21 protein-coding genes are annotated in these 24,100 nt (G+C 62.0%); 15 read left to right on the top strand and 6 right to left on the bottom strand.

Features of this window, described 5'->3' with window-relative positions; genetic code table 11:
* Positions 1-37: 37 nt before the first annotated feature.
* Complete coding sequence (gcvP, locus tag JFU57_RS06070; RefSeq protein WP_201128492.1) at positions 38-2,911, top strand: aminomethyl-transferring glycine dehydrogenase; 2,874 nt, start codon at positions 38-40, stop codon at positions 2,909-2,911.
* Positions 2,912-2,997: 86 nt separating this feature from the next.
* On the opposite strand, the gene JFU57_RS06065 is transcribed toward gcvP, so the two are convergent.
* Positions 2,998-3,315, bottom strand: coding sequence for a DUF2388 domain-containing protein (locus JFU57_RS06065; RefSeq protein ID WP_020295913.1), 318 nt, complete (start codon positions 3,313-3,315; stop codon positions 2,998-3,000).
* A gap of 209 nt (positions 3,316-3,524) precedes the next feature.
* On the opposite strand from JFU57_RS06065, the gene JFU57_RS06060 reads away from it, so the two are divergent.
* Positions 3,525-4,547: a hypothetical protein gene (locus JFU57_RS06060; protein WP_201128487.1), complete on the top strand. Its 1,023-nt coding sequence runs from the start codon at positions 3,525-3,527 to the stop codon at positions 4,545-4,547.
* On the opposite strand, the gene JFU57_RS06055 is transcribed toward JFU57_RS06060, so the two are convergent.
* Complete coding sequence (locus JFU57_RS06055; protein ID WP_201128485.1) at positions 4,544-6,322, bottom strand: GspE/PulE family protein; 1,779 nt, start codon at positions 6,320-6,322, stop codon at positions 4,544-4,546. The two genes, JFU57_RS06060 and JFU57_RS06055, sit on opposite strands and share 4 nt — an antisense overlap.
* 131 nt (positions 6,323-6,453) lie before the next feature.
* The gene (locus tag JFU57_RS06050) at positions 6,454-6,783 is read right to left on the bottom strand and encodes a hypothetical protein (protein WP_201128478.1); all 330 of its coding nucleotides are present in this window, start codon (positions 6,781-6,783) and stop codon (positions 6,454-6,456) included.
* Positions 6,784-6,907: 124 nt separating this feature from the next.
* On the opposite strand from JFU57_RS06050, the gene JFU57_RS06045 reads away from it, so the two are divergent.
* Positions 6,908-7,378 (top strand): Lrp/AsnC family transcriptional regulator, encoded by a 471-nt coding sequence (locus tag JFU57_RS06045; RefSeq protein WP_020295909.1) that lies wholly within the window; start codon positions 6,908-6,910, stop codon positions 7,376-7,378.
* A 56-nt stretch (positions 7,379-7,434) separates the two neighbouring features.
* On the opposite strand, the gene JFU57_RS06040 is transcribed toward JFU57_RS06045, so the two are convergent.
* The gene (locus JFU57_RS06040; protein ID WP_201128472.1) at positions 7,435-8,802 is read right to left on the bottom strand and encodes a CYTH domain-containing protein; all 1,368 of its coding nucleotides are present in this window, start codon (positions 8,800-8,802) and stop codon (positions 7,435-7,437) included.
* 158 nt (positions 8,803-8,960) lie between these two features.
* Here JFU57_RS06040 and argE point away from each other — a divergent pair, with 158 nt between their 5' ends.
* The 10 genes from argE (at position 8,961) to JFU57_RS05990 (ending at position 19,362) form a co-directional block, all read left to right on the top strand.
* The gene (gene argE, locus JFU57_RS06035) at positions 8,961-10,118 is read left to right on the top strand and encodes an acetylornithine deacetylase (protein ID WP_020295907.1); all 1,158 of its coding nucleotides are present in this window, start codon (positions 8,961-8,963) and stop codon (positions 10,116-10,118) included.
* A gap of 134 nt (positions 10,119-10,252) precedes the next feature.
* Positions 10,253-11,551: an amino-acid N-acetyltransferase gene (argA, locus tag JFU57_RS06030; protein ID WP_020295906.1), complete on the top strand. Its 1,299-nt coding sequence runs from the start codon at positions 10,253-10,255 to the stop codon at positions 11,549-11,551.
* 514 nt (positions 11,552-12,065) lie between these two features.
* Entirely contained in the window at positions 12,066-13,436 is a 1,371-nt protein-coding gene (locus JFU57_RS06025) for an OprD family porin (protein WP_201128471.1), read from the top strand.
* Between the two features lie 270 nt (positions 13,437-13,706).
* Positions 13,707-14,345: a peroxiredoxin gene (locus JFU57_RS06020; protein ID WP_201128470.1), complete on the top strand. Its 639-nt coding sequence runs from the start codon at positions 13,707-13,709 to the stop codon at positions 14,343-14,345.
* 260 nt (positions 14,346-14,605) lie between these two features.
* Positions 14,606-15,199, top strand: a complete 594-nt coding sequence (gene ssuE / locus JFU57_RS06015) for an NADPH-dependent FMN reductase (RefSeq protein WP_020295903.1) — start codon at positions 14,606-14,608, stop codon at positions 15,197-15,199.
* Between the two features lie 99 nt (positions 15,200-15,298).
* Positions 15,299-16,264 (top strand): sulfonate ABC transporter substrate-binding protein, encoded by a 966-nt coding sequence (locus JFU57_RS06010; RefSeq protein ID WP_078470544.1) that lies wholly within the window; start codon positions 15,299-15,301, stop codon positions 16,262-16,264.
* 25 nt (positions 16,265-16,289) lie between these two features.
* Positions 16,290-17,438, top strand: coding sequence for an FMNH2-dependent alkanesulfonate monooxygenase (gene ssuD / locus JFU57_RS06005; protein ID WP_201128469.1), 1,149 nt, complete (start codon positions 16,290-16,292; stop codon positions 17,436-17,438).
* A gap of 8 nt (positions 17,439-17,446) precedes the next feature.
* The gene (ssuC, locus tag JFU57_RS06000) at positions 17,447-18,235 is read left to right on the top strand and encodes an aliphatic sulfonate ABC transporter permease SsuC (RefSeq protein WP_020295900.1); all 789 of its coding nucleotides are present in this window, start codon (positions 17,447-17,449) and stop codon (positions 18,233-18,235) included.
* Positions 18,232-19,038, top strand: a complete 807-nt coding sequence (ssuB, locus tag JFU57_RS05995; RefSeq protein ID WP_201128468.1) for an aliphatic sulfonates ABC transporter ATP-binding protein — start codon at positions 18,232-18,234, stop codon at positions 19,036-19,038. The genes ssuC and ssuB overlap by 4 nt, the downstream gene beginning before the upstream one ends.
* A 108-nt stretch (positions 19,039-19,146) precedes the next feature.
* The gene (locus JFU57_RS05990) at positions 19,147-19,362 is read left to right on the top strand and encodes a TOBE domain-containing protein (RefSeq protein ID WP_003213899.1); all 216 of its coding nucleotides are present in this window, start codon (positions 19,147-19,149) and stop codon (positions 19,360-19,362) included.
* Between the two features lie 74 nt (positions 19,363-19,436).
* Here JFU57_RS05990 and JFU57_RS05985 read toward each other — a convergent pair whose 3' ends face one another.
* Together JFU57_RS05985 and JFU57_RS05980 are read right to left on the bottom strand one after the other, a co-directional pair.
* Positions 19,437-20,069 (bottom strand): TetR/AcrR family transcriptional regulator, encoded by a 633-nt coding sequence (locus JFU57_RS05985; RefSeq protein ID WP_201128467.1) that lies wholly within the window; start codon positions 20,067-20,069, stop codon positions 19,437-19,439.
* Positions 20,070-20,228: 159 nt separating this feature from the next.
* Positions 20,229-21,605: a glutamine synthetase family protein gene (locus tag JFU57_RS05980; protein WP_020295897.1), complete on the bottom strand. Its 1,377-nt coding sequence runs from the start codon at positions 21,603-21,605 to the stop codon at positions 20,229-20,231.
* A 278-nt stretch (positions 21,606-21,883) separates the two neighbouring features.
* On the opposite strand from JFU57_RS05980, the gene JFU57_RS05975 reads away from it, so the two are divergent.
* Together JFU57_RS05975 and JFU57_RS05970 are read left to right on the top strand one after the other, a co-directional pair.
* Complete coding sequence (locus JFU57_RS05975) at positions 21,884-22,660, top strand: gamma-glutamyl-gamma-aminobutyrate hydrolase family protein (protein WP_020295896.1); 777 nt, start codon at positions 21,884-21,886, stop codon at positions 22,658-22,660.
* Between the two features lie 36 nt (positions 22,661-22,696).
* Positions 22,697-24,055, top strand: coding sequence for a glutamine synthetase family protein (locus tag JFU57_RS05970; protein ID WP_078470548.1), 1,359 nt, complete (start codon positions 22,697-22,699; stop codon positions 24,053-24,055).
* Positions 24,056-24,100 lie beyond the last annotated feature (45 nt).

Here is a 24,100-nt window from a genome sequence, read left to right as displayed (position 1 = left end):
GCATCGACGTTGAGCGCCACTTAAGAGAGAGCCCGTCATGTCCCAGTTGCCGTCCTTGAGCCAATTGCGCGATCCGAACGCTTTTTTACGCCGCCACCTGGGGCCCGATGCCGCCGAGCAGCAGGCGATGCTCGACAGCCTGGGGCTGGGCAGCCGGACCGAGCTGATCGAGCAGACAGTGCCGCCGGGGATTCGCTTCAAGGGAGCGCTGGCACTGCCGCCAGCCCTGGACGAAGAGGCGGCCCTGGCCAAGCTGCGTGGCTACGCCGAGCAGAACCAGGTCTGGACCAGCCTGATCGGCATGGGCTACCACGCCACTCTGACCCCGGGGGTGATTCTGCGTAACGTGCTGGAGAACCCCGGCTGGTACACCGCTTACACCCCCTACCAACCGGAAATCGCCCAGGGCCGGCTCGAGGCCCTGCTCAATTTTCAGCAACTGACCATCGACCTGACCGGCCTGGAGCTGGCCAATGCCTCGCTGCTGGATGAAGCCACTGCGGCGGCCGAAGCCATGGCCCTGGCCCGGCGGGTCGCCAAATCCACCAGCAACCGCTTCTTTGTCGACCATAACTGCCACCCGCAGACGATTTCCGTGGTTCGCACCCGGGCCGAAGGGTTTGGCTTCGAGCTGGTGGTCGACGCTGTGGATAACTTGCCGGGGCAGCAGGTGTTCGGGGCCTTGCTGCAATACCCGGACACCCATGGCGAGATACGCGACCTGCGTCCGCTGATCGACCACCTGCACGGGCAGCATGCCCTGGCCTGTGTCGCCACCGACCTGCTCAGCCTGCTGCTGTTGACGCCGCCGGGCGAGCAGGGGGCTGACGTGGTGCTCGGCTCATCCCAGCGCTTTGGCGTGCCTATGGGGTACGGCGGACCCCATGCGGCCTTTTTTGCCTGCCGTGACGAGTACAAGCGAGCCATGCCGGGCCGGATCATCGGCGTGTCGCGGGACGCCCGGGGCAATGTGGCCCTGCGCATGGCCCTGCAAACCCGCGAGCAACATATCCGTCGCGAGAAGGCCAATTCCAATATCTGCACGGCCCAGGTGCTGCTGGCCAATATCGCCGGTTTCTACGCGGTGTATCACGGCCCCGAGGGCCTCAAACGCATTGCCCAACGGGTGCACCGGCTGACCTGCATCCTGGCCGCCGGGCTGGAGCGCCATGGTATCACCCGGCTCAATCGGCATTTTTTCGACACCCTGACCCTGGAGGTGGGCGGGAGCCAGACGGCGATCATCGAAAGCGCCAAGGCGGCGCAGATCAACCTGCGGATTCTCGGGCGCGGGCAATTGGGCCTGAGCCTGGATGAGGGCTGCGACGAAAGCACCGTGGCCCGCTTGTTCGACCTGTTCCTGGGGGCCGACCACGGGTTGCAGTTGGCCGAACTCGATGCCCAGGCGCTGCCCGGTGGAATCCCCCCCGAGCTGCTGCGCAGCAGCCGCTACCTGACCCACCCGGTGTTTAACGCGCACCACAGCGAAACCCGGATGCTGCGCTACCTCAAGCAGCTGGAAAACAAGGACCTGGCGCTCAACCAATCGATGATCCCGCTCGGCTCCTGCACCATGAAGCTCAACGCCAGCAGCGAGATGATCCCCATCACCTGGCCGCAATTTGCCAACCTGCATCCCTTTGCTCCCCTGGAGCAGGCGGTGGGCTATGGGCTGATGATCGACGAATTGCAGCGCTGGCTGTGTGCGATCACCGGTTTCGATGCCATCTGCATGCAACCCAATTCCGGGGCCCAGGGCGAGTACGCCGGGTTGTTGGCGATCAGTAAGTACCACGCCAGCCGGCAGCAGGCGGGGCGTGATATCTGCCTGATTCCAGCCTCGGCCCACGGCACCAACCCGGCTTCGGCGCAGATGGCCGGGATGCAGGTGGTGATTGTCGAATGCGACGCTGCGGGCAACGTCGACCTTGAAGACCTCAAGGCCAAGGCCCAGGCCGCCGGCGAGCAACTGGCCTGCCTGATGGCGACCTATCCATCGACCCATGGCGTGTACGAGGAGGGCATGCGCGAAATCTGCGAAGTTATCCACAGCCATGGCGGCCAGGTGTACATGGACGGAGCCAACCTCAATGCCCAGGTCGGCCTGGCCCGGCCGGCGGATATCGGCGCCGATGTCTCCCACATGAATCTGCACAAGACCTTTTGCATTCCCCATGGCGGCGGTGGTCCGGGCATGGGGCCGATCGGCGTGCGGGCGCACTTGGCGCCGTTTGTCGCCAATCATCCGGTGGTGCCGCTGGAGGGGCCGTTGCCAGGCAACGATGCGGTCAGCGCGGCGCCCTGGGGCAGCGCGAGCATCTTGCCCATCAGTTGGATGTACATCGCGATGATGGGCCCGCAATTGGTGGATGCCAGCGAGGTGGCGATCCTGGCGGCCAATTACCTGGCGGAGCAGTTGAGCGGGGCCTTTGCGGTGCTCTACAGCGGGCGCAATGGGCGGGTGGCCCATGAATGCATCCTCGATCTGCGACCGCTAAAGGCCCAGACCGGAATCAGCGAGGAGGACGTGGCCAAGCGCCTGATGGATTACGGCTTTCATGCGCCGACCATGTCCTTTCCGGTGCCGGGAACCCTGATGGTCGAACCCACGGAGAGCGAGTCCAAGGCCGAGCTGGATCGGTTTATCGAGGCGATGCTGAGCATTCGCGCGGAGATCGCCCTGGTCCAGGACGGCCACTGGCCAGCCGACGACAACCCGCTCAAGGGTGCGCCCCATACCCTGGCCGATATCACCGGAGTCTGGGAGCGGCCCTACAGCATTCAACAGGCGGTGCTGCCCAGCGCCCATACCCGCAGCCACAAGTACTGGCCGACAGTGAATCGGGTCGATAACGTCTATGGCGATCGCAACTTGTTTTGCGCTTGCGTGCCGGTGGATGCCTATCGCTGAGGGCGGACTGATCAAAAAACAGGCAAAAAAATGCCGCTCATGGGAGCGGCATTTTTTATCTCACAACTTTTATCTCACAACCGCGATCACTCTTGCGCGACCGCGTTTTTGGCCAGGATGGCGTTGGCCAGTTCCATGTCCGTTGCCTGCAGGCCCGGGTTATCGGCCCGGACTTTCTGCATGGCAGCTTCCAGGTACGGGCCACGGATCCCGCCGTCGCTGGCAACGAAACTGCCCGCGTCGTCCTGCGCCGCAACGATCAGTTTGTGATCCTTGAAGGTCAGGTAGGTGGAACCGGTGGTGGCACCGGAGGAAATGACGTTACGCCAGAAGCTGTCGGCCATTGCCGAACCGACAGGAAGGGAGAGCAAGGCAAGTGTCGCGACAGCTATTTTTAGACGCATGGTGGGTGACTCCGACTGGGGGTATCTGAACAATTTGATTACAGACGACCTGAAGGAGTTCCGTGGCATGGGAAGAAGGTTTTCGACCTGTGGTGGGTGTTTGGCCGGCGAGTGCGTGTTTCAACTGCCCAGCGTGTGATCCAGCGGTATGCCCGCCGGGGAAAATTTGGCACGATGCGCGGCTTCTGCCAGAGCACGGATGTTCACCTTTGATTTTCGGCCCCAGCCCCATCGCGTTCATGTACCTGTACCTGTTGCTGATCCTCTGCGGCGCCAGCGCGGCAGGGTTGGTGTCCCTGGTCATGGCGCTGCGCCACCCGGAAAAACGCCAGCGACTGCGCAAGCGCCTGTGGCTGCACGTGCCCCTGACCCTGGCCATGCTGTTTTTCGTCGGCCTGGGGCTCAAGTTTGTGTGGGGTATGGTGGCCCTTTCCGTCGCGCAACAAGAGCGGACCCAGGCGCTGAACCCGCGGTTGCAAGCGGATCTTCAACTGGACGAACTGCACTTCCCGGCCGGGACCCTGGTCAAGCTCGATACCCTGGACCCGGTGGACTGGAAGGGGGAGTCGCAGCTGTCGGGCCTGCAAAGCGTCGCTTATGCGACGTTCAAGACGCCGCAGTCGGTGCTGGGCCTGCAGGTCAGCGAAATAGACATGCCGCCGCATTACTACTTTTCAAAACTGTTGCTGGTGGGCGACCAACAGATCGCCGGCTGGCCCTGCAAGGGTGGCGGCTGGGTCAGCTTTGACCGCACCGTCGAAGACCGGACCTTTCCCAGCCGCTGGCGCTTCGATGAATGCCACATGAGCCCGGATGCCCGCTTGGCCGATGTCACCTGGCCCGCGGGCAGCCAGGTGTTCCACGAGTCCTCCGGCTTTATCGTGCGCACCGACGGCGAGGTGCCGAGTCCCGTGGCCTACCAGGGCATGCAGTTCCTGTCGCTGACCCTGGACCTGGATGAAAACCAACAGTTACGCCAATGGTCGGGTGTCCTGGCCCAGCCGGTGCAGCTCGGGGAATGGCATTACCCGGCAGGCATGCGGGTGCGCCAGGAAGCGCCGGACCGCCTGCTGTTCAGCCCGACCCGCGAGTCCACCGCGGTTAACCATCAGACCCGCAAGAAGCTGTCCGTGGGGCGTTCCATTCTGCAGCAGCGTGCCGATGGCGCGGTGCTGGATATCCAGCCCAATGACAAGGTCGGGGTCATCGACTGGGAGGAGTTCGGGGGCTAGGGCTGCTCGCTTTGCGGTGTGACGCGCAACACCTCCTCCAGGGTGGTCAGGCCGGCAGCGACCTTCTGCGCGCCCGATAGGCGCAAGCTGCGCATGCCGTCCCTGGCCGCCTGGCGGCGCAAGGCCAGGAGGTCGGTGTCGCGGCTGATCAGGGCCTTGAGGCTGTCGCTCATCTGCATGATCTCGTACACCCCGGCCCGCCCGTGGTAGCCGGTGTCCCGGCATTCCGCACAGCCAACGGCGCGGCAGGCATGTTCGGGCAGGGGCAATTGCCGGGGGTGGGTCAGGGCCTGCCAGTCATCTGCGCCCAGCTTCTGCGGTGCCTTGCAGTGCGGGCACAGGGTGCGTACCAGGCGTTGGGCCATGACCCCCAACACCGTGGCCTTGATCAGGTAATGGGGCACGCCGAGTTCCAGCAGCCGGTTGATGGCGCCAGGGGCATCGTTGGTGTGTGCCGTGGACAGCACCAGGTGTCCGGTGAGCGCGGCCTGGATCGCCATTTCCGCTGTTTCCAGATCGCGAATTTCACCAATCATGATGATGTCCGGGTCCTGGCGCATCAGGGCGCGCACGCCGCTGGCAAAGGTCAGGTCGATATTGTGCTGGACCTGCATCTGGTTGAACGCCGGCTCGACCATCTCGATCGGGTCCTCGATGGTGCACAGGTTGACCTCGGACGTCGCCAGTTGCTTGAGGGTGGTGTACAGGGTGGTGGTCTTGCCCGAGCCGGTGGGGCCGGTGACCAGGATGATGCCGTTGGGCTGGCGGGTCATGTCCTGCCAGCGCAGCAGGTCCTCGGCGCCGAAGCCGAGCTGGTCGAAGTCCTTGAGCAACACCTGCGGGTCGAAGATGCGCATCACCATTTTTTCGCCAAACGCGGTGGGCAGGGTCGACAGGCGCAGTTCCACTTCAGCGCCATCCGGGGTCTTGGTCTTGACCCGGCCATCCTGGGGTTTGCGTTTTTCCGCGACGTTCATTCGCCCCAGGCTCTTCAGGCGGCTGACGATGGCCACGGTGACGTGGGGCGGGAACTGGTAGACGTTGTGCAGTATCCCGTCGATGCGAAAGCGTACCGTGCCCTGCTCGCGGCGGGGCTCGATATGGATATCGCTGGCGCGCTGCTGGAAGGCGTACTGGAACAGCCAGTCGACAATATTGACGATATGGGCGTCGTTGGCGTCGGGCTGCTGGTCACTGGCGCCGAGGTTGAGCAGTTGTTCGAAGTTGCCCAGGCTGTGCATCTTGCGTTCGGTGTTGGCGCCGCTGACCGACTTGGCCAGGCGGTAGAACTCCTGGGTGAATCGCTGGATATCCGCCGGGTTGGCCACGACACGCTTGATGGGCAGTTTCAGGACATGGGCCAGGTCGGCTTCCCAGGCGTTCACATCAGGCTGTGCGCTGGCCACGGTGACCCCATGGGGGTCGATGGCCACCGCGAGAATCTGGTGGCGCTGGGCAAAGGCGTAGGACATCAGCGGCGTGATGCTGGCGACATCGATTTTCAGCGGGTCGATTCGCAGGTAGGGCTGGCCCGCGCGTTGTGCCAGCCACAGGGTCAGGCTTTCCAAGTCCAGGCTGCGTCCGGGGCGACGCTGATCATCGAGTTGCTGGCCGGCCAGAAATTCCAGAGGGTGCAGCTGGCTGTTGGCGGCGTTGCGCCGGCTGCTCAGTGCGCGTTCGGCCGAGTCCTGGTTGAGCAGGCCCTGGCTGAGCAGGTCGCGCAGCACATCATTGAGGTCCAGCCAGCGGTCCTGGGTAACGCGGGAAACAGGCATTCGGGCTCCTTGGGGGTATTCGGGCACCAAGCGGTTTCAAGGTGTGCGCCTCTGACCGCGAATTGCCAAGAATAGTCCCGGGTAACCGACGGCCCGTCGTCCAAGGGTTGCAGGGTTTTGCCGGCAGCCTGTCAGCCCGCCGCGTGCAGGCGGGAAAGCTCGATGGGCTCGAGCGTTACCGATTCCACGCTGATCAGGTTACGAAGTTTTTCCGCAATCACTCCGGCCCGGTGCCAGCTCAGACCGTCGAGCGCCACCTCGATGTGTAACTGGCCATCCCGTTGCAGCACTGCAACCTGCTGCGGCACCAGGCTCTGCAAGGCGAAATGGTTGAGCACCCGGCACAGCACGTCGGCTTCGGCTTCCGCGCTCAATTGATAGCGCACCTGGCAGTGGCTGTTGGCGCGGCTCCACACATCGGCACGGCAAGGTTCACGGTTTACGGCTTCGAGGTGGGGCATGGCGTTCTCCAGATCAGTGGAGAAATTTTTACATGGGGTCCCGGGTATTTCTTATCTAAGATGAGCGTGATTGGGCGAATAATGAATTATTCATTTCTTGTATATGCCTATTAAAGGAATATCTATGCACAGCGAGCTTGACGCCTATGACCGCCGGATTCTCGCCTTGCTGCAGGAGGACGCCTCGCTGTCCAGCGCGCAGATCGCCGAGCAGGTCGGGCTGTCCCAGTCGCCATGCTGGCGCAGGATTCAGCGGATGAAAGAGGAGGGGGTGATTCGCGCCCAGGTGACCTTGCTCGATCGCAAGAAAATCGGCCTCAACACGCAGATCTTCGCCGAGGTCAAACTCAACGCCCACGGGCGCTCCAACTTTACGGAGTTCACCGAGGCGATTCGCGGCTTTCCCGAAGTGCTGGAGTGTTATGTGCTGATGGGGGCGGTGGATTTCCTGCTGCGCATCGTCACCGCCGATATTGAAGCCTATGAGCGGTTTTTCTTCGAGAAGCTGTCGATGGTGCCGGGAATCCAGGAGGTGAACTCGATCGTCGCCTTGTCCGAAATCAAGTCGACGACGAGTTTGCCGGTGCTGCGCTGAAACTCTAGGGCGGTGCGCTCACCGACAGGCCCGCAGGCTTGCCGGTGAGGAGCAGGTTACAGGCGCAGCAGGGTTTTCCAGGCACGGCTCTGGAACACGGTGATGGCTTGCTGTTTGCGCGCGTCGAGCACTTCATCGCTGATGGGCTCGTTGGCCAGTTGCACCAGCTTGTTCAGTTCGCCGTACAGGCGGTCCAGCTCCGGGATGTCCAGGACGTTGCGGGCGTGGTGCAGCCAGGCCTGGATCCGTTCGATACGCGGCAACTGTTCAGCCAGGTCTTCAGGCTGTTGCTGATAGCGCGGCAGTTGCAGGGCCACGGCCTCGTCGGCCAGCAGGCGCGGCAGCCAGTTGCCCAGTTGCGCGGCGCCCTGGCGGTTGCCACGGGTGTTGCGCTCGGTGGTCCAACTGCGGGCCAGCAACCAGCGCGAAGTGTTCAGCGAGAACAGGCCCCAGCGCACGTCTTCCAGTTCTTCGATGAACTGCTCCGGCGCTGCCTTGCGCACGTCTTCGTCTTCCAGGCCGGCTTGCACCAGTGGGCGCCAGTCTTCAAGCAGGGCGTCGAGGGCGCTGCGCAGTTCGGCGGTGGACTGGCGCGGTGCGGCCTGGCCCAGGCTGCTGAGCAGGGCGCGCAGTTCGGCGAGGTTTTCCACCCAGTCCTGCAGCAGGCGCCAGTGGCCGTTGAAGCGATACTGTTCGGCCAGGCGCTGGCTGCTGCCCAGCAGGTGCCAGGTCAGGGCGGCAAAGGCGTCATCCAGTGCGGTTTCGGCGCTTAACTCCGGTGCCGGCAGGCTCAGCGTGTAGCTGTTGGCATCGAACAGGCGATAGCCGCGCTCGGCCTTGCTGATATCGCACGGCATCAGGGCCAGGGTCGCCGCCAGTTCTGCGGCCAGCTCCAGCAGCGCGGCCGGTTCACCTTCGCGCAGTTCCAGTTCCAGCTCGCAGATTTCTTCCTTCTGCTTGCCAGCAACCACGTGGCCCAGGTCCAGGGCGGCCTCGATCACTACTTTGGCCTTGCCGCGGCCCCAGGCGATTTCCGCGCGTTCGCGGACGAAGTCGGTGGTGAAGATTGGCTTGAGGGTCTTTTTGTCCAGCTCGGCCAGTTCTTCGGGCCAGCATTCGCCGTCGAGCTTTTTCACGTCGAGCTTGGGTTTGGCCAGGTGCCAGTCGTATTCATTGCGCTCGGACAGACCGGCAACGCTGTGGCCACGGGTCTTGAGGGTCTGAATCACTTCTTCGCCATCGCGACGCAGGCGCAGGGCGACCTTGGCCTGGGCCAGGTCACGCTCTGGGGTGTCGAAGTACTGGTTCATCAGCTCACGGCGTTCCCAGCCACTTTTGTTGCGTTTTTTCAGCAGCGGGTGCTCGCGCAAGGCGGCGAGGGTTTCGCGGCTGACGCGGAGTTTGATTTCAGTTTCTTTCTGCATGGCCGGAAAATCCAGAATCGGGAGCGCAGCCAGGGGAATGTGTGGCTGCCAAGGCCGTGCAGTGTACAGGACAAGGCGCCTGGAGGTGCCGCGCCGGTTTATTCCTGTCGCAAGATGGCTCTATGATGAGCCTCATCTTTGCCGTCGGGAGCCAGCGCATGCCATTGCCGTCCATGAAAGACCAGTTCGCCGCGCTGATTGCCGCACCGTCCGTCAGCTGCACCCAGGCGGCGCTGGATCAATCCAATCGTGCAGTGATCGACCTGCTTGCCGCCTGGCTCGGTGACCTGGGGTTTGCCTGTGATATCCAGCAGGTCAGCCCCGGCAAGTTCAACCTGCTGGCCAGCTTCGGCAGCGGCCCGGGCGGGCTGGTCCTGGCAGGTCATAGCGATACCGTGCCATTCGACGAAGCCTTGTGGCAGACCGACCCCTTGAAACTGACCGAAGTCGACGGGCGCTGGATCGGCCTGGGCAGCTGTGACATGAAGGGCTTTTTTGCCCTGGTGATCGAGGCGGTCCAGCCGCTGCTGGACCAGCCGTTCAAGCAACCGCTGCTGATTTTGGCCACCTGTGACGAGGAAAGCTCCATGGCCGGGGCCCGCGCCCTGGCCGAAGCCGGTCGGCCACTGGGCCGCGCTGCGGTGATCGGTGAGCCCACCGGGCTCAAGCCGATCCGCCTGCACAAGGGGGTGATGATGGAACGCATCGACATCCTCGGGCAGAGCGGGCACTCCTCTGACCCGCGCCTGGGCCACAGCGCGCTGGAGGCGATGCATGACGCCATCGGCGAGCTGCGCGGCCTGCGGCTGGCGTGGCAGCGCGAATTTCGCAACCCGCAATTCAGTGTGCCGCAGCCAACCATGAACTTCGGTTGCATTCACGGCGGCGACAACCCCAATCGAATTTGCGGCCAGTGTTCCCTGGAATTCGACCTGCGGCCTTTGCCGGGCATGGACCCGCAGATGCTGCGCGCGGCCATCCGGCAGAAACTGGAACCCCTGGCCGAGCGCCATCAGGTGAAGATCGACTACGCGCCACTGTTCCCTGAAGTGCCACCCTTTGAACAGGCAGAAGATGCCGAACTGGTGCGGGTGGCCGAACGACTGACCGGGCATCGCGCCGAAGCGGTGGCGTTTGGCACCGAAGCGCCTTATCTTCAGCGCCTTGGCTGCGAGACCCTGGTACTGGGCCCTGGCGACATCGCCTGTGCGCATCAACCGGGGGAGTACCTCGAAATGTCACGCTTGCAGCCTACCGTGCATCTATTACGTGAACTGATCGAACATTATTGCCTGACGCCGGCCCAACCCCAGTAAAGCGCCGGTGCCCAGGTCCGTACCTATAAGGAGAGTCAGCGTGTCGCCAAGCCTGTTCCGACGATAACCATCAGCCCGATGTGCGTTCTCTGTTTCACCCTTTTATAGGCTGCTTTTTATTAAGGCTCAGGTTCATGCCCGAATACGTCAATTGGCTTCGTCACGCTTCTCCTTACATCAACGCCCACCGCGATTGCACCTTCGTCGTCATGTTGCCCGGCGATGGGGTTGATCATCCCAACTTCGGCAATATCGTCCACGACCTGGTGCTGTTGCACAGCCTGGGCGTGCGCCTGGTGTTGGTGCACGGTTCGCGGCCGCAGATTGAAACCCGCCTGGCTGCGCGAGGCCTGACCCCCCATTACCACCACGGCCTGCGCATTACCGATGCCGCGACCCTTGAGTGCGTGATCGATGCGGTCGGCCATCTGCGGATTGCCATCGAGGCGCGCTTGTCCATGGACATGGCCTCGTCGCCGATGCAGGGCTCGCGCCTGCGGGTCGCCAGCGGCAACCTGGTGACGGCGCGGCCGATCGGCGTGCTCGAAGGCGTGGACTTCCACCACACCGGTGAAGTGCGGCGGGTCGACCGCAAGGGCATCAACCGCCTGCTGGACGAGCGCTCGATCGTGCTGCTGTCGCCCCTGGGTTACTCGCCGACCGGGGAGATCTTCAACCTCGCCTGCGAAGACGTCGCCACCCGCGCCGCCATCGACCTGGCGGCCGACAAGTTGCTGCTGTTTGGCGCCGACCGCGGGCTGATCGACGAAAACGGCAAGCTGGTGCGCGAACTGCGGCCGCAACAGGTGCCCGCGCACTTGCAGCGCCTGGGGGCCAATTACCAGGCCGAACTGCTGGATGCCGCTGCCGAAGCCTGTCGCGGTGGCGTGGGGCGCAGCCATATCGTCAGCTACGCCGAAGATGGTGCGCTGCTGACCGAGCTTTTCACCCGCGACGGCGGCGGCACCCTGGTGGCCCAGGAGCAGTTCGAGCTGGTGCGCGAGGCAGCCATCGAGGATGTCGGCGGTTTGCTGGATCTGATCAGCCCGCTGGAAGAACAGGGGATTCTGGTGCGCCGCTCGCGGGAAGTGCTGGAGCGTGAAATCGAGCAGTTCAGCGTGGTCGAGCGCGAAGGGATGATCATTGCCTGCGCGGCGCTGTATCAGATCGCCGACTCCGATGCCGGCGAGTTGGCGTGCCTGGCGGTGAACCCCGAGTACCGCCACGGCCGTCGCGGCGATGAACTGTTGGAAAGGATTGAAACCCGGGCCCGGGCTCAAGGGCTGAAAACCCTGTTCGTACTGACCACGCGCACCGCCCACTGGTTTCGCGAGCGCGGCTTTGTGCCCAGCAGTGTCGAGCGCCTGCCATCGGCGCGGGCCTCGCTGTACAACTACCAGCGCAACTCGAAAATCTTCGAAAAAGCACTCTGAAATCCTGCTCGTCCCCGCCGTATCGGCGGGGGCGCACTCGCCGCTGTCCTGCAGCGGCATGTGTCAGGCGTATAGCGGCAATGTTGCAAAAAAAAGTCTGTTCGACACATAAACTGTAACAAATTGACGGGAGGATGAGCTCTTCGCCATGATGGCGTCGCTTTTCTGACCTGGTTTGACGTATTTACTTGCGCCAAATCAGATCGGTCTTAAGCATTTATGGGAAATACCATTAAGGAATTGGCTCGGTAGCCGATGTGGATGATTCGGCTGGCTTACGGCACGCCAAGGCATATTCCTGAATGGTATGAAAAAGAATGAAATAATTCTTTTTGGGTTTATGAGGAATTCATTACCCTGCAGGGACCAAATCAGCACGATTAGACCATGGTCGTAGACGCCGATAGTTGCGATTGACTTATCAGTCACGGTCTGGCGCTAATCGCGCATCTGTGGATCCGGGCGTACGACCCAGGGCCAAAGAACCACAAAAATTAGAAACGAGGAGCGAAACATGAATAAGTCCACCTTGGCCCTGGCTGTGGCCGTAGGGGTTTTGGCGCAGCAAGCAGGCGCCGCTGGTTTTATCGAAGACAGCAAGGCAACCTTGGGTCTGCGTAACTTCTATATCAACCAAGACAACCGTGACTCTGCTGCCACTGTGAACAAGAGCGAAGAATGGGGTCAGGGCTTCCAGCTCAACTTCACTTCCGGTTACACCCAAGGCACTGTCGGTTTTGGTATTGATGCCATTGGTCTGCTCGGCGTCAAACTTGATTCCGGTGGCGGCACCAACGGTGCAACCGCACGTTCCGGCGCCAACTCCGGCTCCTATGGCGGCATCGTGTTCCCAAGCAAGTCCAACGGCGAAGCGGTTGATGACTTCTCCAGCCTGGGCCTGACTGCCAAAGCCAAGATCTCCCAGACCGAGCTCAAGCTCGGCACCCTGCAGCCAAAACTGCCGGTTATCGTGACCAACGATGGTCGTTTGCTGCCGCAAACCTTCCAGGGCGGCCAGATCACTTCCAACGACATCAAGGACCTGACTCTGGTCGGTGGTCAGATCGAGAAAGCCAAAGGTCGTAACTCCAGCAACAATGAAAACCTGTCCATTGCGGGCGCCAACGGTGGTTCCAACTTTGGCAATGGCAAGTTCAGCAACAAGTTCTACTACGGTGGTGGTGACTACAAAATCACCAAAGACCTGACTGCCCAGTACTACTACGGCAATCTGGAAGACTTCTACAAACAGCACTTCCTGGGTCTGACCCATAACTGGGCGATCGGCCCTGGCGTATTGAAGTCCGACCTGCGTTACTTCAATAGCCGTGACGACGGTGCCAACGGCCACGAAGCGGCCTACTACACCTCCGGCAACTACTCCGGTGTGCCTAGCGGTAAAGGCAAAGTCGATAACAACCTGTACAGCGGCCTGTTCCTGTACTCGGTCGCCGGTCATACCTTCGGTGGCGGTTACCAGGTCAGCAACGGCAGCAGTGACTTCCCGTTCCTGAACCAGGGTGACGGCGCTTCGGCTTACCTGACCACTGACATGCAGATCGCCAAGTTCAACCGCGCTGGCGAGCGTACCTGGCAGGCGCGTTACGCTTACGACTTCGCCAAGCTGGGTGCACCAGGCCTGACCGCCGGTGTGATCTACCTGCGTGGCGATAACATCGACACCGTAGCGGCGAACCGTTCCGTTGCAGGCTCCGGCCGCTCCGAGTGGGAACGCGACCTGACCGTTGCCTACGTTATTCCGGAAGGCCCGCTGAAAAACCTGGGTCTGACCTGGAAAAACGCCATGTGGCGCAACGATGTACCGGGCCAGCGCGACCAGGACGAAAACCGTCTGATCGTCAGCTACTCGCTGCCGCTGTTGTAATACCGCGTTAAAACCACGCCCGGCGCAATGCCGGGCGTGGTGCTGTTTCAAGTCGGGCCCACCCCCGCGAGCCCTTCCCGAATCCCCTCTTTGCAACCACTCAAGGCCTTCTCGAACCCTGATGAGAATGGTGGTCTTCGCCTGCCTGTGGGTCCAGTGAATAGATTTTTAATATTCCTTTATGATCTGAATAAATCGATATTTATTCTTTTTAAATAAGCTCCAGTGCAGGCAGAGTAGCTGCATACCGCACTCACAGGAGCAGCACCCATGAGCCTAAGACTGGGCGACATCGCCCCCGATTTCGAGCAGGATTCCAGCGCCGGCAAGATCCGTTTTCACGAATGGCTCGGCGACAGCTGGGGCGTGCTGTTTTCCCACCCGGCGGACTTCACCCCGGTGTGCACCACGGAGCTGGGCTTTACCGCCAAGCTCAAGGACGAATTCGCCCAACGTGGGGTCAAGGCCATTGCCCTGTCGGTGGACCCGGTGGACTCGCACCACAAGTGGGTCGAGGACATCAACGAAACCCAGAACACTATCGTCAACTTCCCGATCCTGGCCGACGCCGATCGCAAGGTGTCCGACCTCTACGACCTGATTCACCCCAATGCCAACGACACCCTGACCGTGCGTTCGCTGTTCGTGATCGATCCGAACAAGAAAATCCGCCTGACCATCACCTACCCGGCCAGCACCGGGCGCAATTTCCACGAGATCCTGCGGGTGATCGACTCGCTGCAGCTCACCGACAACTACAAGGTGGCGACTCCCGCCAACTGGCAGGACGGTGATGAAGTGGTGATCGTGCCGTCCCTCAAGGACGAAGACGAAATCAAGAAACGCTTCCCTAAAGGTTACCGCGCAGTGAAGCCCTACCTGCGCCTGACGCCACAGCCCAATCGTTAATCGCGCCTGGGGGAGCCTGGCGACGGACTATGGGCTGCCATGCCCGCTCCCCCTGGGCTTTGCAGAATCATGAAGCAGGGGTTTAAGGCCGTCTCGACGGCCTATTTTTTTGCCTGGAAGATTTTGCTTCTTATATTCTTTTTAAGAATAAACAAATGAAAAAATAAGATTTATAGATATATAAATTGACTGTTAAGGTCTGTCCCATTCAGCGAGATCGCAAACCGCGAATCGCTTTCAGCCCTCAAGGAAACCTCTGCATGCTGGTCGTCTCACTCGGTGGAAGTCCCAGCCAACGCTCCCGTTCCGGGGTGCTGCTGGATCACTCCAGGCGCTGGTTGCAGCAGCACGGTGTGGAAGTTGTCAGCTATCAGGTACGGGACTTCCCGGCCGAAGATCTGCTGCACGCCCGCTTCGACAGCCCAAAAGTGATCGACCTGTTGCAACAGATCGACCAGGCCGACGGCTTGCTGATCGCCACGCCGGTGTACAAGGCGTCGTTCTCCGGCGCGTTGAAGACCGTGCTCGATCTGCTGCCCGAACGCGCCCTGAGTCACAAGGTGGTGTTGCCAATGGCCACGGGTGGCAGCATCGCCCATATGCTGGCAGTGGATTACGCGCTCAAGCCGGTGCTGTCGGCGCTCAAGGCCCAGGAAATGCTGCACGGCATTTTTGCCGAGGACAGCCAGATCGCTTACGGCGAAGGCAGTGCCCAGGCGCAACTGGCGCCGGCTCTGGAGCAGCGTCTGAGCGAGGCCCTGGAGCAGTTCCACAGCGCCATGGCACGCCGTCCCAAGCCGCTGGATCCGCATATCTTGAATGAACGTTTGTTGAGTGCTCGCTGGAGCATTTGAGCCGCAACCGCCTTACCCGAATTTTGCAGTACTCACCTTACTCAGCCGCTAACGGCCAAGCAGGTGCAGCCAAAAACCCCACAGCAAAAGGAGAGCGCCATGCGCCCTGTAGTTTTGCGTCGCGGTCTGGTCGCTCTGTTTGTTGCGGCTGTGTCCTTCGGCGCCATCACCCAAGCCCAGGCTGAAAGCCTGCGTATCGGTTATCAGAAGTACGGCACCCTGGTGCTGCTCAAGGCCAAGGGTTCCCTGGAGAAACGCCTGGCGGCGCAAGGCGTCGACGTGCAGTGGACCGAGTTCCCCGGTGGCCCGCAGCTGCTTGAAGGGCTCAATGTCGGTTCGATCGACTTCGGTGTGACCGGTGAAACCCCGCCGGTGTTCGCCCAGGCCGCCGGTGCCGATCTGCTCTACGTGGCTTATGAGCCGCCGGCACCGACCAGCGAAGCGATCCTGGTGCCCAAGGGCTCGCCGATCAAGTCGGTGCAGGACCTCAAGGGCAAGAAGGTGGTGCTCAACAAAGGCTCCAACGTGCATTACCTGCTGGTGCGGGCCCTGGAAGATGCAGGCCTGAAATACAGCGATATCCAGACCATTTTCCTGCCACCCGCCGATGCCCGTGCCGCTTTCGAGCGCGGCAGTGTCGATGCCTGGGTGATCTGGGACCCTTACCAGGCCGCCGCCGAGCAACAGTTGCAAGCGCGCACCCTGCGCGATGGCAGCGGCATCGTCGACAACCACCAGTTCTACCTGGCAACCAAGCCCTACGCCGAGCAACACCCTGAGGTGATCAAGGCCCTGGTGGAAGAAGTGCGCGCAGTCGGTGAATGGTCCAAGGCCAACCCCGAGGAGGTGACCAAACAGGTGTCGCCGCTGCTGGGCCTGCCCGCCGACATCACCCTGACGTCGGTCAAGCGCCAGGGCTACGGCGCGTTGTTCCTGACCCCCGAGGTGGTGGCCGCGCAGCAGAAAATCGCCGACAGCTTCTACCAGCTCAAGCTGATTCCCAAGCCGTTGAGCATCAAGGATGTGATCTGGACCCCACCTGCCGCCGTTGCCAAAGCGCCGTAACTCGAACCCCTTAGGAGACAACTCCATGAGCCTCAATATTTTCTGGTTCCTGCCTACCCACGGTGACGGCCATTACCTTGGCACCGCCGAAGGCGCACGGGCCGTCGATCACGGTTACCTGCAGCAGATTGCCCAGGCCGCCGATCGTCTTGGCTTTGGCGGGGTGCTGATCCCTACCGGACGTTCCTGCGAGGACTCCTGGCTGGTGGCCGCCTCGTTGATCCCCGTGACCCAGCGCCTGAAATTCCTGGTAGCCCTGCGCCCCGGGATCATTTCCCCGACGGTGGCGGCGCGTCAGGCAGCGACCCTGGATCGCCTGTCCGGTGGCCGGGCGTTGTTCAACCTGGTGACGGGTGGCGATCCGGATGAATTGGCCGGCGATGGGTTGTTCCTGAGCCATGAAGAGCGTTACCAGGCTTCCGTGGAGTTCACCCGCATCTGGCGCCGGGTACTGGAAGGTGAAACCGTCGACTACGACGGCCAGCACATCAGTGTGAAGGGCGCCAAGCTGCTGTACCCGCCCATCCAGCAACCGCGCCCGCCGCTGTACTTTGGCGGTTCGTCGGAAGCGGCCCAGGATCTCGCGGCCGAGCAGGTGGAGATGGTCCTGACCTGGGGCGAGCCCCCGGCGGCGGTGGCCGAGAAGATCGAACAGGTGCGGGCCAAGGCGGCCAAGCTGGGGCGCACCGTGCGCTTTGGTATTCGCCTGCATGTGATCGTGCGTGAAACCAACGACGAAGCCTGGCAAGCCGCCGAGCGCCTGATTTCCCACCTGGACGACGACACCATCGCCCGGGCCCAGGCCTCGCTGGCGCGCTTTGATTCGGTCGGCCAGCAGCGCATGGCAGCCTTGCATGGCGGCAACCGCGACCGGCTGGAAGTCAGCCCCAACCTCTGGGCCGGCGTCGGCCTGGTGCGCGGTGGTGCCGGCACTGCCCTGGTCGGCGACGGGCCGACGGTGGCAGCGCGCATGCAGGAGTACGCGGACCTGGGCATCGACACCTTTATCTTCTCCGGTTACCCACACCTGGAAGAGGCTTATCGGGTTGCCGAACTGCTCTTCCCGCACCTGGATATCGAGCGTCCCGAATTGCCCAAAAGCAGCGGTTACGTGAGCCCGTTCGGCGAGATGGTGGCCAACGACATCCTTCCCAAAGCTGTGTCCCAGAGCTGAGCGCGGCCATGAACAGTCAAAACGTATTCCATCGGCTGGCGCCGTGGGCCTTGCCGGTATTGCTGCTGGCGGTGTGGCAGCTGTCGGTGTCGGCGGGCTGGTTATCGACGCGGATCCTGCCGGCACCGAGCGCCGTGATTGAAGCCGGGGTCAGCCTGATTCGCAGCGGCGAAATCTGGACCCACCTGGCCATCAGCGGCTGGCGCGCGGCGATCGGCTTCCTGATCGGCGGCGGCATCGGCCTGGCCCTGGGCTTTATCACCGGCCTGTCGAAGTGGGGCGAGCGCCTGCTGGACAGCTCGGTGCAGATGATTCGCAACGTGCCGCACCTGGCGCTGATTCCGCTGGTGATCCTGTGGTTCGGCATCGATGAGTCGGCAAAAATCTTCCTGGTGGCCTTGGGGACGTTGTTCCCGATCTACCTCAACACCTATCACGGCATCCGCAACGTCGATCCGGCGCTGGTGGAAATGGCCCGCAGCTACGGCCTGTCCGGCTTCAGCCTGTTCCGCCAGGTGATCCTGCCGGGTGCGCTGCCATCGATTCTGGTGGGGGTGAGGTTTGCTCTGGGCTTTATGTGGCTGACGCTGATCGTGGCGGAAACCATCTCTGCCAGCTCCGGCATCGGTTACCTGGCAATGAACGCCCGGGAATTCCTGCAGACCGACGTGGTGGTATTGGCGATCGTCCTGTACGCCGTGCTCGGCAAGCTGGCCGACCTGGCCGCCCGGGGCCTGGAACGTGTCTGGTTGCGTTGGCATCCGGCCTATCAAGTGGCTAAAGGCGGTGCGCAATGACGGCTCAACAACCTCCACGCCTGCTGCGCGGCATTCCGCTGGCAGTGCGCAAGCTGCAAAAGACTTTTGGCTCGCGCCAGGTGTTGCGCGAGGTCGACCTGCATATTCCGGCCGGGCAGTTCGTGGCCGTGGTCGGTCGCAGCGGCTGCGGCAAGAGCACCTTGCTGCGCCTCCTGGCCGGTCTCGACAAGCCCACGGCCGGCGAGCTGCTGGCGGGGTCGGCAGCGCTCAGCGAGGCGATTGAAGACACCCGGCTGATGTTCCAGGAGGCGCGCCTGCTGCCCTGGAAAAAAGTCATCGACAACGTCGGCCTTGGCCTCAAGGGCAACTGGCGTCCGCAGGCGTTGCAGGCCCTGGAGGCGGTCGGCCTGGCGGATCGGGCTCAGGAATGGCCGGCGGCGCTTTCCGGCGGGCAGAAGCAGCGCGTGGCCCTGGCCCGCGCCTTGATCCACCAGCCGCGCCTGCTGTTGCTGGATGAGCCCCTGGGTGCCCTGGACGCCTTGACCCGGATCGAGATGCAGCAGCTGATCGAAGGCCTGTGGCAAAAACATGGCTTCACGGTGTTGCTGGTCACCCATGACGTCAGCGAAGCGGTGGCCATTGCCGACCGCGTGATCCTGATCGAAGACGGTGAAGTCGGCCTCGACCTGCTGGTGGACCTGCCGCGCCCTCGGGCCCGTGGTTCGCACCGCCTGGCCGCGCTGGAAACCGAAGTCCTGAATCGTGTGCTGTCGCTGCCAGGGTCACCCCCGGAGCCGGAACCTGTTTCACCCTTGCCCACGCAATTACGCTGGGCACAGTAAGAGCAGCTGCACGTTGCGAACGTCCAGCGGCAAGCAAGAGCACGGCGCTTTTACTTGCTGCTTGAAGCTCGCCACTTGCCGCTTATTTTCGACCCTAGGAGAAATCGCATGACTATCAAAGCCATCAACGTCCGTAACCAGTTCAAAGGCACCATCAAGGAAATCGTCGAAGGCGACGTGCTGTCGGAAATCGACGTGCAGACGGCCTCCGGCATCGTCACGTCGGTGATCACCACCCGTTCGGTCAAGGAGCTTGAGCTGGTGATCGGCAGCGAAGTGATCGCGTTCGTGAAATCCACCGAGGTGTCGATCGCCAAGTTGTGATCGCGGTGTTGAGACAGCCTCGACGGGTGTGAGCCCTTCGGGGCTTTTTTATGGGCGCCCGGGCAAGCGGCGGGTCACGCCTCGCGTTTGGCCAGGTACGGCGGCAGGTACAGCCCCAGATAGGCGTCGAACACGCGCATGCCTTCCTCGGCCATGCGCGGGGTGATCTGGCCGTGCTGTTGCACCGAGCGCGCATAGACCCGATCGCCCAGCTCCATGGCCAGGGCGAACACGTCGACATCGGTCGGCAGCGCCGGCAACTGGAAATGCCGATCGAACAGAGTGTGCATCAGGTCGCCCAGCTCAAGGTCGTGCTGGCGGTCGGCCTGGGTGACTTCGGTCAGGCCGTGCTGGGCGAGGATCAACTGGCGGGCCGCGGCATCCTCGCTGTAGATGGCGAGCATGCGTTGCTCCACCAGGCGCGAGAGATCGCGCCAGCTGTGCAGGCGGGTGGTTTCGATGGGTTCTTGCAGGCAGGCGCGAAAGGCGGCGTGCACATCGGCGGTGAGGGCCTCCAGCAACGCCGGGACGCTGGCGAAGAAGTGGTAGACCGACGACGGCGGGATCTGCGCCCGTTCCGCCACGCTGTAGATCGACAGGCTGGCCACGCCCTCGGCGGCCAGCAGGGTGCGGGCGGCATCGAGGATCGAGTCGATGCGGGCCTGGCTGCGAGCGCGGGGTTTGCGAAGGGGGGCGGGGCGGGTCATCGAAGTCTCCTCACTGGGCAGCGGGCATTGTACGAGCAGGGTGGAGTGTTGTCTGCCAGGACACCGTCGCGCACCGCCGCTGATAAACGCGCCTGGTGGCGACCCATAAAAAAACGCCGCAGGCGCTGAAGCCTGCGGCGTTGTTTTTATCGCAACCGTTTACACGGTATGCAGGTACCAGTTGTATTCGAGGTCGGAGATGGAGTGTTCGAACTCCTCCAGCTCGCTCTCTTTACAGGCGACAAAGATATCGATGTATTTCGGGTCGATGTACTTGGCCATGACTTCGCTGTCGTCCAACTCGCGCAGGGCATCGCGCAGGTTGTTCGGCAGGCTTTGCTCGTTCTGCTCGTAGGAGTTGCCTTCAACCGGCGCCCCCGGCTCGATCTTGTTGGTCAGGCCGTGGTGCACGCCTGCGAGGACCGAAGCCATCAGCAGGTACGGGTTGGCGTCGGCGCCGGCTACGCGGTGTTCGATGCGCACGGCATCGGACGAACCGGTCGGGACGCGGATCGCCACGGTGCGGTTGTCCAGGCCCCAGCACGGCGAGTTCGGCACGTAGAACTGAGCGCCGAAACGACGGTACGAGTTGACGTTCGGGCAGAGAAAAGCCATCTGCGCCGGTAGGGTCTCGAGCACACCGCCGATCGCGTGACGCAATGCGGCGTTCTGCTCGGGATCCTCACTGGCAAAAATATTCTTGCCGTCTTTGTCCAGAATCGAAATGTGCACGTGCAGACCGTTGCCCGCCTGGCCCGGGTAAGGCTTGGCCATGAAGGTGGTGTCCATCTCATGGTCGTAGGCGATGTTCTTGATCAGGCGCTTGAGCAGTACTGCGTAGTCGCAGGCCTTGATCGGGTCGGCGACGTGGTGCAGGTTCACTTCGAACTGCGCCGGGGCACTTTCCTTGACGATGGCGTCAGCCGGGATGCCTTGCTCTTTCGCACCTTCCAGAATGTCCTGGAGGCAGTCGACGTATTCGTCGAGGTCGTCGATCAGGTAGACCTGTGTCGAGTGCGGGCGTTTGCCGGAGATCGGCGAGCGCGGCGGTTGCGGGCGGCCATTCACGTTCTCCTGGTCGATCAGGTAGAACTCCAGCTCGAACGCGGCGCAGATGGTCAGGCCCAGGTCATCGAATTTTGTAACGACTTGGCGCAACACTTCACGCGGGTCGGCGAAGAAAGGTTCGCCTTCGAGTTCGTGCATGGTCATTAACAGTTGCGCGGTGGGGCGCTTCTGCCACGGCTCATTGCACAGGGTATCGGGGATCGGATAACAGATTCGGTCAGCATCACCGATGTCCAGACCCAGGCCGGTGCTTTCCACCGTCGAGCCATTGATATCCAGAGCAAATAGAGAGGCCGGCAGGTTGATGCCTTTCTCGTAAACCTTGTGGAGGCTGGTGCGTTCGATGCGCTTGCCGCGCACCACACCATTCATATCCGCAATCAGAAGGTCAACGTACAGAACCTCAGGATGTTCCTTAAGGAACGCGTTCGCTTCGTTAAGCTGAACGGCACGCGGGGGTACCGACATGATGCAACACCTTTGTTGTTAAAAATATCAATCATTGATCTTTTCTGGTTTCAGTCAACCCGAACGGCATGCCGAAGTCAAGTGAGGCCTTTTACGCCCTAATAAAGCGCTTGCACGGCACTTTCGCGGCAAAACAGGGCGTTTTTCCGTCTTCAGCTACCTCCGGTACCGCAGGCTTGAGCGGGCCGTGTTGTATTTTTTACGGGGGTGTTGTGTAAAAAAATGAACAAGGCTAAGCTCGATTCAAACCCATAACAGCAATAATACCGGGGTGCTTCATGTCTCGCCTGCCGTTAATCGGCGTCACCGCCTGCACCAAGCAGGTCGGTCTGCATGCTTATCATATCAGTGGCGATAAGTACGTCCGCGCAGTTGCTGTTGCTGCCAAGGGCTTGCCATTGATTCTGCCAGCCCTGGCAGAGCTGCTCGACCCGAACGATATTATTGACGGTCTGGACGGCATTCTCTTTACCGGCTCCCCTTCCAATATCGAACCTTTTCATTACCAGGGCCAGGCCAGTGCGCCGGGTACTGCTCATGATTCTGCACGCGACGCCACCACCCTCCCGTTGATTCGTGCTGCTGTTGCGGCCGGAATTCCAGTGCTCGGCATCTGCCGCGGCTTTCAGGAAATGAACGTCGCCTTCGGCGGCAGCCTGCATCAGAACGTTCATCTGGTCGGCCCCTACATGGACCACCGCGAAGATCCCAGCCAGCCGCTGGAGGTGCAGTATGCCCCGGCCCATGCCGTGCACATTCAGGCCGGCGGCGTGCTGGCCGGCCTGGGCTTGCCGAGCGAGATCCAGGTCAACTCGATCCACGCCCAGGGCGTCGATCGCCCGGCCCCCGGCCTGCGGGTCGAGGCGGTAGCGCCCGACGGCTTGATCGAGGCGATTTCCGTGACGGCGGGCAAGGCTTTTGCTTTAGGCGTGCAATGGCATCCCGAATGGCAGGTAAGCTCCAACCCTCACTACCTGGCCATTTTCCAGGCCTTTGGTGAGGCCTGCCGCAAGCGGGCAACACAACGCGACGCCGATGCGTCACAAAACGCCTGACTTATAAGAGTCAGGAAACTCAGCCTAGAGGCATTTATGAGTAACAACCTCGACCAGCTCACCGATTGGTTGAAAGACCACAAGATCACAGAAGTCGAATGCATGATTGGCGATCTGACCGGTATCACCCGGGGCAAGATCTCGCCGACCAACAAGTTCATTGCCGAAAAAGGCATGCGCCTGCCCGAGAGCGTGCTGTTGCAGACGGTCACCGGCGACTATGTCGAAGACGACATCTATTACGAGCTGCTCGATCCTGCCGACATCGACATGATCTGCCGCCCTGACCAGAACGCCGTATTCCTCGTGCCCTGGGCCATCGAGCCCACGGCGCAGGTGATCCACGACACCTACGACAAGCAAGGCAACCCGATCGAGCTGTCGCCGCGCAACGTCTTGAAGAAAGTCCTGAAGCTCTACTCCGATCGCGGCTGGCAGCCCATCGTCGCGCCGGAAATGGAGTTCTACCTCACCAAGCGCTGCGAAGACCCGGACTTCCCGCTGCAGCCGCCCATCGGCCGCTCCGGTCGCCCGGAAACCGGCCGCCAGTCGTTCTCCATTGAAGCCGCCAACGAATTCGACCCGTTGTTCGAAGACGTCTACGACTGGTGCGAGCTGCAGGAACTGGACCTCGATACCCTGATTCACGAAGACGGCACGGCGCAGATGGAAATCAACTTCCGTCACGGCGATGCCCTGTCCCTGGCCGACCAGATCCTGGTGTTCAAACGCACCATGCGCGAGGCCGCGCTCAAGCACAATGTAGCGGCGACCTTCATGGCCAAGCCCATGACCGGCGAACCCGGCAGCGCCATGCACCTGCACCAGAGCATCATCGACATCGAGACCGGCAAGAACGTCTTCTCCAATGAAGACGGGACCATGAGCCAGCTGTTCCTGCACCACATCGGTGGTTTGCAGAAGCTGATTCCCGAGCTGTTGCCGCTGTTCGCACCGAACGTCAATTCGTTCCGCCGCTTCCTGCCCGATACGTCGGCGCCGGTGAACGTGGAGTGGGGCGAAGAGAACCGCACCGTCGGCCTGCGCGTACCGGATGCCGGCCCGCAGAACCGTCGTGTGGAAAACCGCCTGCCGGGGGCTGACGCCAACCCTTACCTGGCGATTGCCGCGAGCCTGCTCTGCGGTTTTATCGGCATGGTCGAGGGGATCAATCCGAGCGCGCCGGTGGTCGGTCGTGGTTACGAGCGCCGCAACCTGCGCCTGCCGCTGACCATCGAAGACGCGCTGGAGCGTATGGAAAACAGCGCCACCGTCGAAAAATACCTGGGTAAAAAATTCATCACTGGCTACGTCGCGGTCAAGCGGGCCGAGCATGAAAACTTCAAGCGCGTGATCAGCTCATGGGAGCGGGAATTCCTGCTGTTCGCCGTCTGACACACCGGGCGCCGCGGCCGCAAGCGGCGCCCAACTGACTCTAGG

Source organism: Pseudomonas sp. TH07, from assembly GCF_016651285.1.
In the GTDB taxonomy this organism is placed as follows: domain Bacteria; phylum Pseudomonadota; class Gammaproteobacteria; order Pseudomonadales; family Pseudomonadaceae; genus Aquipseudomonas.
Note: the sequence above shows the minus strand (reverse complement) of the source record. Positions and strands in the feature narration are given on the sequence as shown.